Consider the following 13,815-nt stretch of genomic DNA (forward strand, 5'->3'; position numbering starts at 1 on the left):
CACCAGCGGCATCCCCACCATCGAAATGCTGTGGGAAGCACCTTGAGGAACATGGCATGACCCATCTGATCCTGCACCACTATCCGATGTCACCGTTCGCCGAGAAGATCCGCTGCGTGCTGGGCTTCAAGAACCTGGCCTGGAAGTCGGTCATCATCCCCAGCGTGGCGCCCAAGCCCGACGTGGTGGCCCTCACCGGCGGCTACCGCAAGACGCCCATCCTGCAGATCGGCGCCGACATCTATTGCGACACGGCGCTGATCTGCCAGGTGCTGGAGCACGAGCAGCCCGAGCCCGCGCTGTTCCCGCCGCACCTCCAGGGCGTCTCGCGCGTGTTCGCGCAGTGGGCCGACAGCACGCTGTTCTGGGCCGCCATGGCCTACAGCCTGCAGCCGCGCGGCGCGGCCGAGCTGTTCGCCAGCGTGCCGCCCGAGGCGGGCAAGGCCTTCGCCGAGGACCGCCGCGAGATGAGCACGGGCATGCTGCGCCTGCGCCCGGCGGATGCCACGGCGGCCTACCGCTCCTACCTGCGGCGCATCGCCCACATGGTGGAGGAGCACGACTTCCTGTTCGGCGCCGAGCCCTGCGTGGCCGACTTCGCCGCCTACCACCCGCTGTGGTTCACGCGCACGCGCGTGCCCTCCCTGGCCGGCATCTTCGAGCCCGTGCCCGCCGTGCTGGAGTGGATGGACCGCATCGCCGCCCTGGGCCAAGGCCGCATGGAGAAGTTCAGCTCCGGCGACGCCATCGCCGTGGCCGCCAGCGCCGAGCCCGCGCCGCTGCAGGGCGAGGTGTTCCAGGACGAGCACGGCATTCCGCTGGGCAGCCCCGTTACCGTGGCGGCCGAGAGCTTTGGCCAGGAGCCCACGGCGGGTGAACTGGTGGCCGCCACGCGCACGCGCTACACGCTGCGCCGCACCGACCCGCGCGCGGGCACGGTGCATGTTCACTTCCCCCGGATTGGCTACGTATTGAGAAAGGCAGAGCAATGATCGACGACTTCAAGGGCAAGACCGCGGTGCTGACGGGCGCGGGCTCGGGTTTCGGGCTGGAGTGCGCGCGCATCGGCGCGCGCCTGGGCATGAACCTGGTGCTGGTGGACGTGCAGCAGGACGCGCTGGACGCCGCCGCCGCCGAGGCGCAGGCCGCGGGCAGCGCGGTGCTGGCGCGGCGCGTCGATGTCTCCAGCGCGGCGCAGATGGAGCAACTGGCCCAGGACGTGGCCCAGCGCTTTGGCGCGCCGCACCTGGTGTTCAACAACGCGGGCGTGGGCTCGGGCGGCCTGGTCTGGGAAAACAGCGTGCGCGACTGGGAGTGGGTGCTGGGCGTGAACCTGTGGGGCGTGATCCACGGCGTGCGCCTGTTCACCCCCCTGATGCTGGCCGCCGCCCAGGCCGATCCGTCCTGGCGCGGCCACATCGTCAACACCGCCAGCATGGCGGGCCTGCTCACGCCGCCCAACATGGGCGTGTACAACGTGACCAAGCACGCCGTGGTCAGCCTGTCGGAGACGCTGTACCAGGACCTGCGCCTGGTGAGCGACCAGATCGGCGCCAGCGTGCTGTGCCCGTACTTCGTGCCCACGGGCATCAGCCACAGCGAGCGCAACCGCCCGTCCAGCATGGCCGACGAGAAGCCCACCAAGAGCCAGCTCATCGGCCAGGCCATGACGGACAAGGCCGTCACCAGCGGCAAGGTGACGGCGGCCGAGGTGGCGCAGAAGGTGTTCGACGCCGTCGCGGCAGACCAGTTCTACATCTTCAGCCACCCCAAGGCGCTGGGCAATGTGCAAAGCCGCATGGAGAGCATCCTGCGCGCCGAGAACCCGGCCGACCCCTTCCTCGAGCGCCCCGAGGTGGGCGCGCAACTGCGCGCGGCACTGCGCAGCTAATCCCTGCCCGCAGCGCGCCAGCGCGCGGGCAGCAGGTCGTACAGCGGCGTGGGGTCGCGCACATAGAGCTGCGGGCTCACCGCGGGCAGCGTGGGCAGCGGCGCGACCAGGGCCTTGCTGCCGTCCTCGCGTTCCACGTCCAGGGCGGCCAGTTGCTGCATCCAGGCGATGTCCACGCCCCCTGCCGGGCCGGGGTGGGCGTAGATCAGGCCCAGCATGTGCTGCGCGGGCCGGCTGCCCGCGGCCGCGGCGACCTGGTAGAGCCGGATGGCCTCGGCGTAGTTGGCGGGCACGCCGTCGCCCCGGTGGTAGCGGCGCGCAAGCAGGAACCAGTCCTGCGCCGTGCGCGCCGCGGGCGGGCGGCGCTCGCTGTCCATGCTTTGCAGGCGCTCGGCAAGCCGCTGGGCATTGACCGCGGCGGCGGGCGAGCGCGCCTGCGCACGGCGAAACAGCTCCAGCGCCTCGGGCAGGCGCCCCTGCGACACGCTTTCCAGCCCGAGTTCGACCAGGGCCTGCGCATCCCCAGCCTGGGCGGCGCGCGCGAGCAAGGCATGGGCTGGCAGGCCCGGGGCGGCGGGGGAAGCACCCGGGGGCTGCGGCTGGGCGATCTGCAGAGGTGTCTGGCGCGCCTGCACCAGCCATTCCAGGTAGAGCGCGCGCCCGGCATCGGCGCTGCGCAACTGCGCGATGAAGGGGCGTGCTGCCGCCGGGTTGGGCGGCGGGGTGCAGCCGTCGATGCGGCACCAGGCAAGCCCGGCGGGGGCCAGGGGCTCGCCCAGCGCACGGGCGCGCTCAAACCATTGTTCGGCCTGGGGCGCATCCACCGGGCCGCCCCTGCCGTGCAGGGCCAGCAGGCCCAGCGTCCAGGCGGCGCGGGCTGCCTGGCGCTCGCTGGCGCTGCCGCGCTTGCCCGGGCGGCTGGCGCTGGCGCGCAACTGGGCGATGTCCCTGGCCAGGGTCGGATCCTGCTCCGGCAGCACCGACAGGGGTTCGGGCTGCAATGCGCCGGCGGGTTCGAGCGCGGGTGCCGGACCGGCGCCGGGGGCTTGCAGCGGCTCGGGCCGGGGCAGCTCCAGGGGTGGCAGGGCAGGCGGGCGCGGCGGGGGCATTTCCAGCCGCGGCATTTCCTGCGCGGCGGCACGGGCGGGCGTGGCGCCGGGCGCCCAGGCCAGCAGCAGCCCACAGCAGGCCGCTAGCCAGGCTGCGGTGGCGCCGCGTGCGCAGGCCGGCGCGGGGACGGCAAAAGGGCAGGGCATGGGCTTTTCCTTCGGTGCGGTGGCGCGGTGCAAGGGGGCGCCCTGCCGCCCCGCGCCGCATGCCGAGCGGGGGCGTGGCAGGGCATGCGGTTGGGAGCGGCAGGGACGCCGTCATCGCGTCTTGGCCGGAGTGGCGGGAGCGGCTGCGGGAGCAGGAGCGGCGGGCGGCGGTGCGCGCTTGGCCACGACCTGCCAGTGGACGCTGCCGCGCGCAAAGCCCTGGGGCCCCAGGCCCTGGCTGAATCCCTGGGCCACGTCGTCGAGCGAGCGGTAGCCCTGGAGCTGGGTGAGGGCGGCGCCCTGCAGCGGTGCGGGCAGGCGGGTGTACGGGTCGGTCTCGCTGGCGAAGCAGCCGACCTGCTCCGTGCCGGGCTTGCCGGTGTCGAGGATGAATGCCGGGTTGGGCGTCATCCAGTCAGGAATGCGCACGGCGAGGTGGGCCGACACCAGGGCCTTGGGGTTGACGGAGTTGGGCAGCAGGCGCATCACATTGCCCTGTGCGTCCTGGAAGTAGCAGTACAGGTAGGACGTGCGCGAGACGGTGGCGGAGAGGAACACCTGGTCGCCCTCCTCGAAGGCCGGGCGCTCGCCCGCGGGCAGGGGGTTCTCGATCTGCAGCTCGACGCGCGTGGTGCTGTCCGCTGCCGCCACGGCCGGCAGGGGCGCGGCGCCCGGGGGCGTGGTTCCCGGGGCGTCGAGCTGCTGGCTGTTCCAGCCCACGCGCGAGAGCGTGCCCGAGGGCGAGAGCGTGACGAAGTTGCGCAGCGCGCGCTCGTAGGTGGTGAAGTCCAGCACGCCCGAGACGACGATGCCGCGGTCGGCCTGGAAGCGCGCCAGCGCAGTGCGCAGCTCCGGGCTTTCGGTGCTCAGGGCCTCGGTGTCGGGCGGCAGGTAGCCCTGGCGGGCCAGCGCGCTTTGCACCAGGCGCATCTGCCCCTCGGGGCCGCTTTCGTCGTACCACTCGCGCATCTGGCGCTGGAAGTCGGGGTGCGTCTGGTCCAGGGTCAGGCACTGCCAGTAGGGCACGCGCGCCCACTTGCCCACGAGCTCGATGGTGCCCAGGTCGATCAGCGTGCGCATGGCGCCGCCTGCGCCCTGGGTGTAGTCCCGCCCGACGTTGAACTTGACGCCGTAGCTGCCGATGCGCCCGGCCACGTCCAGCCCCTGGCCCGCGCCGCCGATGATGACCTCGTTGGCCGAGTCCAGCCCCGGGATCAGCGTGCGCGTGCGAAAGTCTCCCAGGTGCAGCTCCAGCCCGATGACGGTGGCATTGCGGCTGGCGCTGTAGCCCGTGTCGAGGCGGCTCGCGGAGGTGCCCACGTCGAAGCGGCTGCCGATGACGTTCTGGTCCACATACGCAACGGCGCCCGAGAAGTACAGCGCCGGGCGCTGCAACTGCATCTGGTTGTTGTTGAGCAGGATGGTGGTGAGGTTTTGCACCGTGTCCTGGCGCGCGATGTCCACCTCGTAATCCACGAAGCGGAAGGCGTTGGACAGGCGCGACATCTGCGACAGCGCGGTGACGATCATGTCCTTGGAGGCGACCGGCACGCGGCTGGAGTAGTCGGGGATCTGCTTGCTCGTGATCAGCGTGGGCGGCAGTTGCGCCTCGCGCAGCATGTGGTCCATGCACATCAGCGAGTCGGAAAAGCTGGAGATGGAGCGTGTGGGACGCACCACGGGGCGGTCCGACTGCGTGGCATAGGACTGGAATTTCGCGTCCTTGCGCACGTCCATGGGCGTGCTGCAGCCCTGCAGGGCGAGCAGGCCCGCCAGGCCCAGCCCGGCGCACAGCCTGCGCGCCGGGTGGGCGAGCAGGCGCTGGAATACGGCAGTGTGTGTCATGGTGTGCCCCCTTGGTCCCTTCGTGTCGTGGCTCTGTGTCTCAGGGCCCTGTGCTGGCGCGTGCCGGGCGCCGGCCCGTGTGCAGTGGTGCTAGTTGCAGACGTTCACGAGATCGCCGCGCAGCACGACGATCTGCTCCTTGGGCGAGCCGGCGGGCGTGGTGGCGGCCGTGGTGCTGCCTATGGTTTGCGTGCAGGTGGTCTTGAATCCGTCCGAGGTGGCGGTCGAGACGACGTCCTTGTTCGTCAGGATGTCACCGGGATCGCCCGAGAATGCCTTGGCCTCGTAGCGGGCGACGCGGGCCTTTTGCCACGCGGGCATGTCTGCCGGCGGGCTGATGTAGCCCGAGCGCGGTGCGGCGCCGTTGGGCAGCATCTGAATGGAGATCTTGCGGTCGAGGACCACCGGGTCCTCGCCAGGCGCGTTCTGCGCAAGGGCCCCCTGCAGGCAGGCCAATGCGCCCAGCGCGGTGCAGATCCAGGTTCGTGTGCGTGTGAGCATGGCGAGACCTCCTTGATCCATGGGGAGCCGAAGCCCGGCCGCCAGGCGGCTGCAGGCTCCGGCACGGCGAGCCCATCACCAGTGCGGGCGCTGGCAGCGTCCGTCGGCGCAGGGGTCGCGCGGTTCGTTGCAGGCATCGTTGGAGGCGATGTTCTGCGCGGCATGGCTGTTGGCGCCCAGAGCCTGGTTGGTCACCGTGGCATTGGTCAGGTAGGTGGCCTGCGAGGAATAGCCCGAGATCGTCACGTCGCCAAAATTCGACGAGAGATTCTGGGTTGCCAGTGCATTGCTGCCATTGGCCAGGTTGGACACGCTGCTGTTGGTGGAGCCCACGTACTGGTTGGAATAGCCGGAGATCATGACCTTGCCGTTGTTGCTGGCCAGGTTCTGCAGGGCGTCGGCGTTGCCACCCATGGCCTTGTTTTCCACGTTGGTGTTGGTCAGGGCGCTGGTCTGGTAGGACTGGCCACGCGTATCGACGGTCACCTCGCCGGCGTTCGACGAGATGTTCTGGTTGGCAAAATCATCGCGGTTCACGGCTTCATTCCTGATGCTGCCGCCCACGGTGGTGGCCGACTGCTCGGAGTAGCCCTTGATCAAGATCTTGCCGGAGTTGCTGGCCACGTTCTGCAGCGCGTCGTTGTTCTCGTGCGAGGTGTTGGCCACCACGGTGCCGGAGATCGAGGCCATCTGCTTGGAGGTGCCGCTGATGGTGATGGATGCCGGACTCGTCGGCTGGGCTGCCATGGCAGCGGCGGCGATGGTGCTGAGAGCGAAAAGTGCAAGGGATTTCATGGCGATTCCTTCAATGGTGAAGATCAAGGTCTGGCCGCATGCCGCCGGGGCGGCACGGGGCCCATCCGACGCCGCCGCAGGTGCCCTCACTGGCAGGACGTTCCATGCGGTTTCGTCTGGGAGTCAGTGTCGGCGCGGCGCGGACCCGCGCCAATGGCCTGTATGCGCTACCTCATGCATGCCTGCGGCGGGACCGTGCAGGCCCGTGCGCCGGGGTCTGTGCGCACGGTTTGCCTGTGGCGCGTGGGTGGAATGGGCGTGCAGATTGGCCCCGCCAGAACGCGGTAGTTACCGAATGCGAGCGATGTAACGTTTGATGTTTTGCGCTGTATCGCGTAGCAAAGGGGGGCAATTTCTTGTAACGTGGAACCAGACAGGTGGTTTTCGGAGATAGCGCGATGTCGATACCGCACACAGGGGCGCCAGACGCAGGCCCATTAGGTTCGAGCGAGGAAGGGCACATCGGAGCCTTTGCCTCGTACAGCAATCCACCGTCCATCTGGCCGGACTTCCTCGTGGGGCAAGCGCAGGCCCCGGTGCGGGTGCTGGTGGTCGATGACGATGCCCACATGCGCACGGTCATCGCCCAGGAGCTGATGGCCGACCCGCGCACCCTGCTGGTGGCGCAGGCCGGCTCGCTGCGCGAAGCCCGGCGCCTGCTGCGCCAGCAGGAGGTGGATGTCCTGCTCGTGGACCTGAACCTGTGCGATGGCTCGGGCCTGGAGCTCATCCGCTACGCCAAGACCGTGCGGCCCAGCGTCGAGATCATCGTCATCTCCGTCATGGACACGGAGCAGGAGGCGATCCGCGCCTTCGAGCTCGGCGCCACCGGCTACCTGGTGAAGAACTCCTGGTTCGGCAACTTTGCGCAGGCCGTGCTGCAGGTGGCCAATGGCGGGGCGTCCATCACGCCCGGCCTGGCGCGGCGCCTGCTGCATTCCTTCGACCGCGTGCGCACAGACGGCGGCGCGCGCGGCATGGAGGGCGAAAAGCTCTCTGACCGCGAGAAGGAAGTGCTGCGCATGGTGGCCAATGGCTACGTCAGCGCCGAGATCGGCCAGCGCCTGGCCATCAGCAGCATGACGGTCAACACCCACATCCGGAACATCTACCGCAAGCTGCACGTCCGCACCCGCGCCCAGGCCGTGAGCTTCGCCTCGCTGTGGGGTTTGCTGTAGCGGCTGCGCCATGGCCCCGGTGCATGTGCTCAAGCGCCGCCTGTGGCTTGCCGGGCTGGTGTGCTGCCTGCTGATCGTGCTGGAGCTGTGGCTGGACCGGCCGTCCCCGGTGGGCGGTCTGGTGCCTGCCCCGGCAGCCTGGCTGCTGCGGCTGGAGGTCAAGACCCTGCTGTCCCTGATCCTGCTGGGCATGGTGCTCTACGGTCTGTGGTACGTGTACCGGCAGCAGGTGTTCATCGATCAGGCGCTGGAGGAAGAGCGCCGCCGCATTGCCCTGGAGCTGCATGACGGCGTGGGCTTTCAGCTCGTGCAGGCCCTGGCGCAGTTCAAGGGTCCGGAGGATGACGTGCGGGACATGCGCCTGGCCCTTGAGCAGGCCCTGATCGAGCTGCACGCCGCGGTGGACCTCATGCAGCCCGAGTCCTTCAACCTAATCGAACGTATGGCCGTGCTGCGCTACCGCATCCAGCCGACCTTCGAGCGCCAGGGCATCGAACTGGTCTGGCGCGTGGCAGGTGATCTCGATACCTCGTGGCTGCCGCCGCAAAGCACGGTGCACGTGCTCAAGATCGTGCAGGAGGCGCTGGGTAATGTGCTGCGCCATGCCCAGGCCAGCCGCGTGGAGGTGCTGTTGCACCCTTTGCCCGGTCCCTGCGGATTGCTGCTGGACGTGCGCGACAACGGGCGCGGCACCGGCACGGTCCCGGCGAACGCGGCGGCGGGCCATGGTCTGATGGGTATGCGCAGGCGCGCCCAATGGCTGGGGGGTACGCTGCAAATCATCAGCCGACCGGCCGTGCAGGGCACCTGTATCCGCCTGGCCGTCACGCGCCAGGGCTTGCCCGAGCTGCGGCGCAAACTCCTTCCGCTGCCTGCGGCCATGCGCGCGGTGTCGCCCCGCAGGGCGGCGCAGGGGCTGCGCGCCATCCGGTCGCGGGCGCGCTCCTGGCCTACCCGGCCGCCCGCCGCGGGGTGAATGCCGCCCTGGCCGGCGGCTCGCAGTGGCGGCTGGAGTTCACCGGTATACCGCGGGTTTTCATCAAAAAATGGCTGCAGCGCTTATCCATCAAGCGCAAGCAGCTATCAATAAGATAGCAATCAAGGGTAGGGGCGTATGAGCCGCAGCGGCAGGCGGCTGTCCTTGTGCACGGGGCTGGACTCGCCGCTGCCCATGTCCACGGCCCAGCCCTGGCGCGTGCCGATGCGGCTGGTCACGCCGCCCACGCTGCCGTGCTGCACGCTGCCGTAGTCGTACATATTGACGGCGCCGGTGTGGATGCGCGAGGTGCCCGACCAATGCCAGGTGCCGGGCGCGGCCGGGAACAGCGCCGGGTCCACCCCCGGCGGCGTGGCACGGCGCTGCACCAGGTGGCGCAGCTCCAGCGCGCGCGGCAGGCGCCAGGCCACGCCCTCGGCTTCGCTGCGCGCACGCGCGGCGGCCAGGGCTTCGGCGCGGTCGAACAGCAGCGGCAGCCCGGCGCAGGTCTTGCCGTTCCAGTGCGTGCCTTCCAGGCAGCGCGCCCAGGCCACCTTGGCGCGCGCATCCAGCACCAGCGTGCCGTCGGCCGACACCTCCAGGCGCTCCGCGGCGGCGGGTGCGGGGCGGTCGCCGTCGGCATCGTCCTCGGGTTCGCGCGGCTGGGGCAGGGCCAGGGTGCTGGCCAGCAGCAGCGCGCCGGCCAGCAGCAGATGCCGGGCCCGCCGGGGCGGGGCAGGGCGCAGGGGAGCGGGTGCGGGCATGGCGGCCTCCTCGGTATGCGCGCTGGCAGCTATGGCAAACTCGCGCGCTTCGTGTTTCAGACGACGGTCCATGCAGAGAATCATCGGCCAATTGGCTGCAGAAATCAAAATCACCGAATCCCAGGTCCGCGCCGCCGTGGAACTGCTCGACGGCGGCGCCACCGTGCCCTTCATCGCGCGCTACCGCAAGGAGGCCACCGGCGGGCTCGACGACGTGCAACTGCGCGAGTTGGAGGCGCGCCTGGCCTACCTGCGCGAGCTCGAAGACCGCCGCGTGGCGGTGCTGAAAAGCATCGACGAGCAGGGCAAGCTCACCGACCAGCTCCGCGCGCAAATAGCCGCCGCGCCGACCAAGCAGGAGCTGGAGGACATCTACCTGCCCTTCAAGCAAAAGCGCCGCACCAAGGGCCAGATCGCCAAGGAGTTCGGCATCGAGCCGCTGGCCGACAAGCTGCTGGCCGACCCCACGCTGGACCCGCACGCCGAGGCCCAGGCCTTCTGCCAGCCCGCCACCCTGCTTGACGACGGCAAGCCGGGGCCCGATTTTTCGACCACCGTCGCCGTGCTCGACGGCGTGCGCGACATCCTGTCCGAACGCTGGGCCGAGGACGCCGTGCTGGTGCAGTCGCTGCGCGAATGGCTGTGGGCCGAGGGGCTCTTGCGCAGCAAGAAGGTGGAGGGCAAGAACGAGAACGACCCCGAGGTCGCCAAGTTCCGCGACTACTTCGACTACGACGAGCCCATCGGCCGCGTGCCCTCGCACCGCGCGCTGGCGGTGTTCCGCGGCCGCGCGCTGGAGATTCTGGAAGCCAAGCTGGTGCTGCCCGTGGAGCCCGAGCCGGGCCAGCCCAGCATCGCCGAGGGCAAGATCGCCCTGCACCTGGGCTGGAGCCACCAGGGCCGCAAGAGCGACGACCTGCTGCGCAAGTGCGTGGCCTGGACCTGGCGCGTGAAGCTCAGCCTCTCCACCGAGCGCGACCTGTTCTCGCGCCTGCGCGAAGAGGCCGAGAAGGTGGCCATCAAGGTGTTTGCCGACAACCTGCGCGACCTGCTGCTGGCCGCGCCCGCCGGCCCGCGCGCCGTGATGGGGCTGGACCCCGGCATCCGCACCGGCGTGAAGGTGGCCGTGGTGGACCGCACGGGCAAGCTGGTGGAGACCGCCACCGTCTACCCGCACGAGCCGCGCCGCGACTGGGACGGCAGCCTGGCCACACTGGGCCGCCTGTGCATGAAGCATGGCGTGCAGCTCATCGCCATCGGCAACGGCACCGCCAGCCGCGAGACCGACAAGCTGGCGGCCGAGCTGATCAAGTTAATGCAAAAACAGGCCGTAGACCAGGCGGGGCAAGCGCTACCAGCTATTGAAAAGATAGTGGTGAGTGAGGCCGGCGCTTCGGTGTATTCCGCCAGCGAGTACGCCAGCCAGGAAATGCCCGACGTGGACGTGAGCCTGCGCGGCGCCGCCAGCATTGCGCGCCGCCTGCAGGACCCGCTGGCCGAGCTGGTGAAGATCGAGCCCAAGAGCATCGGCGTGGGCCAGTACCAGCACGACGTGAACCAGAGCGAGCTGGCGCGCACGCTGGACGCCGTGGTCGAGGACTGCGTGAACTCCGTGGGCGTGGACCTGAACACCGCCAGCGCGCCGCTGCTGGCGCGCGTGTCGGGCCTGTCGGGCAGCGTGGCCAAGGCCGTGGTGCGCTGGCGCGAGCAGCACGGCGCCTTCAAGAACCGCAAGCAGCTCATGGAGGTCAGCGGCCTGGGCGCCAAGACCTTCGAGCAGGCGGCGGGCTTTTTGCGCATTCGCGATGGCGACAACCCGCTGGACATGACCGGCGTGCACCCCGAGACCTACCCCGTGGTCGAGCAGATCATGGAAAAGACCGGCAAGCCGGTGGCCGAGCTCATGGGCCGCGCCGAGATGCTCAAGACACTCAAGCCCGAGCTGTTCGCCAACGAGAAGTTCGGTGTGATCACCGTGCGCGACATCCTGGGCGAGCTGGAAAAGCCCGGCCGCGACCCGCGCCCCGACTTCAAGGTGGCGCGCTTCAACGAGGGCGTGGAAGACATTGCCGACCTCAAGGAGGGCATGGTGCTGGAGGGCACGGTGAGCAACGTGGCCCAGTTCGGCGCCTTTGTGGACCTGGGCGTGCACCAGGACGGGCTGGTGCACGTGAGCCAGCTCAGCCACAAGTTCGTGGGCGACGCGCGCGAGGTGGTCAAGACCGGCGACATCGTCAAGGTCAAGGTGCTGGAGGTGGACGTGGCGCGCAAGCGCATCAGCCTGAGCATGAAGCTCGACGCCGCGCCCGCGCGCCGTGATGCTCCGCGCGAGAACCGCTTTGAGGGCGCGGGCCGCGGTTACGCCCAGCCCCCGCGCCGCGGCAACGAACCTGCGCCCCAGGGCGCCATGGCCTCGGCCTTTGCCAAATTGCAGCAAGCGAAGAACCGTTCATAATCAGGCCACAGCCCACTTCACGCCGCTGCTGCGCCACCTCCATGGATCTGAATGCCCTGCTGGCCACGCCTGCCGTCCTGCCCAGCATGCCCAAGGCGGTGGCCCTGCTCATGAGCGAGCTGGCGCACCACGAGCCCAGCCTGCGGCGCGTGAACCAGCTCTTCGGCACCGATCCGGCGCTGGCGGCGCGCCTGCTCGAGCGCGCCAATTCCGACGCGTTCGATGCGCCGCGCAGTGTCGCCGGCATCGCCGAGGCCCTGGCCCTGCTTGGCACGGCGCAGTTGCGCGAGTTGGTGGGAACGGCGCCGCTGGGCACGACCTCGCGCTCCGTCCCGGGCATGAATCTGCAGCAGTTCTGGCGCTACAGCCTGGCCACGGCCAAGTACGCCCGCTCGCTTGCCGGCAGCGTGCTGCAAAGCCAGCCCGCGGCCTACACCGCCGGGCTGTTGCACGGCATGGGCGAACTGCTCATCCACCTGGCCGACCCCGAGCGCGTGCAGTCGCTCAACACACTGGTGGGGCCGCTGGACCTGCGCCGCTGCAAGCTGGAGACGCGCATCTTCGGCTACTGCTACAGCCAGGTCAGCGCGCAACTGGCCCAGCGCTGGCAATTGCCCGAGTCCGTGGTCGATGCGCTCAAGTACCTGCACGCCCCCTTCGACAACCGCGCCTACGAGCCGCTGGCGGGCGTGGTGCACCTGGCCGTGTGGCGTGTGCGCGCGCACGAGGCGGGCATGGGCGAGAAGGAAATGGTCGTCAGCTTCCCCGACCAGGTGGGCCTGCCCCTGGGGCTGGACATCGACATGGTGCTGCGCCAGGACCCCATCGACTGGACCCCCAAGCCCGATGTGGACGATGGTAATGGCGACGATGGCTCCGGCAGCGACGCCGACTCACTGAACGTCTACCTGGTCTGAGAGGTGGAGCTGGCGCTGGTCGGCGCCGTTACATCGACGCCGCCAGCAGTTCGCGGTATTCCTCGGCCGTGGCCACACGCGGGTTGGTCTTGTGGCAGTGGTCGGCCAGCGCGCCCTTGATCACGTCGTCGAACAGCGCCTCGGTCACGCCCATGGCGGCCAGGCCCGTGGGCAGGCCCAGGCGCGCGTTCATGTCGCGGATGGCCTCGGGGATGTCGGTGGCGCTGGCCAGGCCCATGGCGTGGGCCATGCGCTCCAGGCGCCGGTCCTTGCGCACCGATTCGCATTCGGCGTTGAAGCGCACCACGGCCGGCAGGAACATGGCATTGAGCGTGCCGTGGTGCAGGCGCGGGTTCACGCCGCCCAGGCTGTGGCTCAGGCTGTGCACGGCGCCCAGGCCCTTCTGGAAGGCCATGGCGCCCTGCATGCTGGCGCTCATCATGTTCAGGCGCGCCTCGCGGTCGCTGCCGTCGCGCGTGGCGCGCTCGATGGCAGCCCAGCCGCGCTCCAGCCCGTCCAGCGCGATGCCGTCGGCCGGCGGGTTGAAGGCGGCGGACATGAAGGTCTCCATGCAGTGCGCGATGGCGTCCATGCCGGTGGCGGCCGTGAGCAGCGGCGGCAGGCCCAGCGTCAGCCCGGGGTCGCAGATGGCCGCCTTGGGCACCAGGTTCCAGGAGTGGAAGCCCAGCTTGCGGTGGTCATCCACGATGATGATGGCGCCGCGCGCCACCTCGCTGCCCGTGCCGCTGGTGGTGGGCACGGCGATGAGCGGCGCTGCGGCGGCAGTGATGCGCGGCGAGCCGCCCTCGATGGTGGCGTAGTGCGTGAGCGGCCCCTCGTGCGTGGCGGCGATGGCAATGCCCTTGGCGCAGTCGATGGCCGAGCCGCCGCCCACGGCGATCAGGCCGTCGCAGCCCTGGGCCTGGTAGACCGCGACGGCGGCGCGCACGGCGGCCTCGGTGGGGTTGGAGGGCGTCTGGTCGAACACCGCCACGGCCATGCCGGGCAGGGCGTCCAGCGCCTTTTGCAGCACGCCGGCGGCCTTCACGCCGGGGTCGGTGACGACCAGCGGGCGCGTGATGCCCACGCGCTCGCACTCCTGCTTCAGCAGCTGGATGGCGCCGTACTCGAACTGGATCTGGGTGACGTAGTAGATGAATGCCATGGCCTGTGGGAGACAGCCGCCGCTGCCCGCTTGCGGATAGGATTGGGTCAAACAACTTTAACCCCGGAGACC

Annotated in this window: 12 protein-coding genes; 6 read left to right on the forward strand and 6 right to left on the reverse strand. The window is 69.8% G+C overall.

Annotation, left to right across the window (positions count from 1 at the left end):
- Nucleotides 1-56: 56 nt before the first annotated feature.
- Both CGR01S_RS04635 and CGR01S_RS04640 read left to right on the forward strand, forming a co-directional pair.
- Entirely contained in the window at nucleotides 57-992 is a 936-nt protein-coding gene (locus tag CGR01S_RS04635; protein WP_042422963.1) for a glutathione S-transferase family protein, read from the forward strand.
- On the forward strand, nucleotides 989-1,891 hold the full coding sequence (locus tag CGR01S_RS04640; RefSeq protein WP_042422966.1) for an SDR family oxidoreductase: 903 nt from the start codon (nucleotides 989-991) through the stop codon (nucleotides 1,889-1,891). Before CGR01S_RS04635 ends, CGR01S_RS04640 begins: the two co-directional genes overlap by 4 nt.
- On the opposite strand, the gene CGR01S_RS04645 is transcribed toward CGR01S_RS04640, so the two are convergent.
- From CGR01S_RS04645 to CGR01S_RS04660, 4 genes are all read right to left on the reverse strand, one after another.
- Nucleotides 1,888-3,147: a tetratricopeptide repeat protein gene (locus CGR01S_RS04645; RefSeq protein ID WP_042423459.1), complete on the reverse strand. Its 1,260-nt coding sequence runs from the start codon at nucleotides 3,145-3,147 to the stop codon at nucleotides 1,888-1,890. The two genes, CGR01S_RS04640 and CGR01S_RS04645, sit on opposite strands and share 4 nt — an antisense overlap.
- A 111-nt stretch (nucleotides 3,148-3,258) precedes the next feature.
- Nucleotides 3,259-4,992 carry a DUF4384 domain-containing protein gene (locus tag CGR01S_RS04650; RefSeq protein ID WP_084690557.1) on the reverse strand — a complete coding sequence of 578 codons (1,734 nt, stop codon included), beginning with the start codon at nucleotides 4,990-4,992 and terminating at the stop codon, nucleotides 3,259-3,261.
- A gap of 90 nt (nucleotides 4,993-5,082) precedes the next feature.
- Nucleotides 5,083-5,493: a hypothetical protein gene (locus tag CGR01S_RS04655; protein ID WP_042422969.1), complete on the reverse strand. Its 411-nt coding sequence runs from the start codon at nucleotides 5,491-5,493 to the stop codon at nucleotides 5,083-5,085.
- A 75-nt stretch (nucleotides 5,494-5,568) separates the two neighbouring features.
- On the reverse strand, nucleotides 5,569-6,288 hold the full coding sequence (locus CGR01S_RS04660; RefSeq protein WP_042423464.1) for a hypothetical protein: 720 nt from the start codon (nucleotides 6,286-6,288) through the stop codon (nucleotides 5,569-5,571).
- A gap of 398 nt (nucleotides 6,289-6,686) precedes the next feature.
- On the opposite strand from CGR01S_RS04660, the gene CGR01S_RS04665 reads away from it, so the two are divergent.
- Nucleotides 6,687-7,466: a response regulator gene (locus CGR01S_RS04665; protein WP_052382498.1), complete on the forward strand. Its 780-nt coding sequence runs from the start codon at nucleotides 6,687-6,689 to the stop codon at nucleotides 7,464-7,466.
- 10 nt (nucleotides 7,467-7,476) lie between these two features.
- The gene (locus CGR01S_RS16120) at nucleotides 7,477-8,442 is read left to right on the forward strand and encodes a sensor histidine kinase (RefSeq protein ID WP_052382499.1); all 966 of its coding nucleotides are present in this window, start codon (nucleotides 7,477-7,479) and stop codon (nucleotides 8,440-8,442) included.
- 122 nt (nucleotides 8,443-8,564) lie between these two features.
- Here CGR01S_RS16120 and CGR01S_RS04675 read toward each other — a convergent pair whose 3' ends face one another.
- Nucleotides 8,565-9,278, reverse strand: coding sequence for an Lcl C-terminal domain-containing protein (locus tag CGR01S_RS04675; RefSeq protein WP_245616751.1), 714 nt, complete (start codon nucleotides 9,276-9,278; stop codon nucleotides 8,565-8,567).
- Between CGR01S_RS04675 and CGR01S_RS04680 the strand changes: the two genes are divergently transcribed.
- Nucleotides 9,277-11,661, forward strand: coding sequence for a Tex family protein (locus CGR01S_RS04680; RefSeq protein WP_042422971.1), 2,385 nt, complete (start codon nucleotides 9,277-9,279; stop codon nucleotides 11,659-11,661). The two genes, CGR01S_RS04675 and CGR01S_RS04680, sit on opposite strands and share 2 nt — an antisense overlap.
- A gap of 41 nt (nucleotides 11,662-11,702) precedes the next feature.
- A complete protein-coding gene (locus tag CGR01S_RS04685; RefSeq protein ID WP_084690558.1) occupies nucleotides 11,703-12,578 on the forward strand; it encodes an HDOD domain-containing protein in 876 nt (291 codons plus the stop codon).
- Between the two features lie 28 nt (nucleotides 12,579-12,606).
- On the opposite strand, the gene gbd is transcribed toward CGR01S_RS04685, so the two are convergent.
- Nucleotides 12,607-13,743, reverse strand: coding sequence for a 4-hydroxybutyrate dehydrogenase (gene gbd, locus CGR01S_RS04690; RefSeq protein WP_042422975.1), 1,137 nt, complete (start codon nucleotides 13,741-13,743; stop codon nucleotides 12,607-12,609).
- Nucleotides 13,744-13,815 lie beyond the last annotated feature (72 nt).

The sequence above is a fragment of the Comamonas granuli NBRC 101663 genome (genome assembly GCF_000739995.1).
GTDB lineage: Bacteria > Pseudomonadota > Gammaproteobacteria > Burkholderiales > Burkholderiaceae_C > Simplicispira > Simplicispira granuli.

Coding starts and splice junctions, on each gene's coding strand:
- CGR01S_RS04635 (WP_042422963.1), top strand. CDS start 57: ATGACCCATCTGATCCTGCACCACTATCCGATGTCACCGTTCGCCGAG.
- CGR01S_RS04640 (WP_042422966.1), top strand. CDS start 989: ATGATCGACGACTTCAAGGGCAAGACCGCGGTGCTGACGGGCGCGGGC.
- CGR01S_RS04645 (WP_042423459.1), bottom strand. CDS start 3,147: ATGCCCTGCCCTTTTGCCGTCCCCGCGCCGGCCTGCGCACGCGGCGCC.
- CGR01S_RS04650 (WP_084690557.1), bottom strand. CDS start 4,992: ATGACACACACTGCCGTATTCCAGCGCCTGCTCGCCCACCCGGCGCGC.
- CGR01S_RS04655 (WP_042422969.1), bottom strand. CDS start 5,493: ATGCTCACACGCACACGAACCTGGATCTGCACCGCGCTGGGCGCATTG.
- CGR01S_RS04660 (WP_042423464.1), bottom strand. CDS start 6,288: ATGAAATCCCTTGCACTTTTCGCTCTCAGCACCATCGCCGCCGCTGCC.
- CGR01S_RS04665 (WP_052382498.1), top strand. CDS start 6,687: ATGTCGATACCGCACACAGGGGCGCCAGACGCAGGCCCATTAGGTTCG.
- CGR01S_RS16120 (WP_052382499.1), top strand. CDS start 7,477: ATGGCCCCGGTGCATGTGCTCAAGCGCCGCCTGTGGCTTGCCGGGCTG.
- CGR01S_RS04680 (WP_042422971.1), top strand. CDS start 9,277: ATGCAGAGAATCATCGGCCAATTGGCTGCAGAAATCAAAATCACCGAA.
- CGR01S_RS04675 (WP_245616751.1), bottom strand. CDS start 9,278: ATGGACCGTCGTCTGAAACACGAAGCGCGCGAGTTTGCCATAGCTGCC.
- CGR01S_RS04685 (WP_084690558.1), top strand. CDS start 11,703: ATGGATCTGAATGCCCTGCTGGCCACGCCTGCCGTCCTGCCCAGCATG.
- gbd (WP_042422975.1), bottom strand. CDS start 13,743: ATGGCATTCATCTACTACGTCACCCAGATCCAGTTCGAGTACGGCGCC.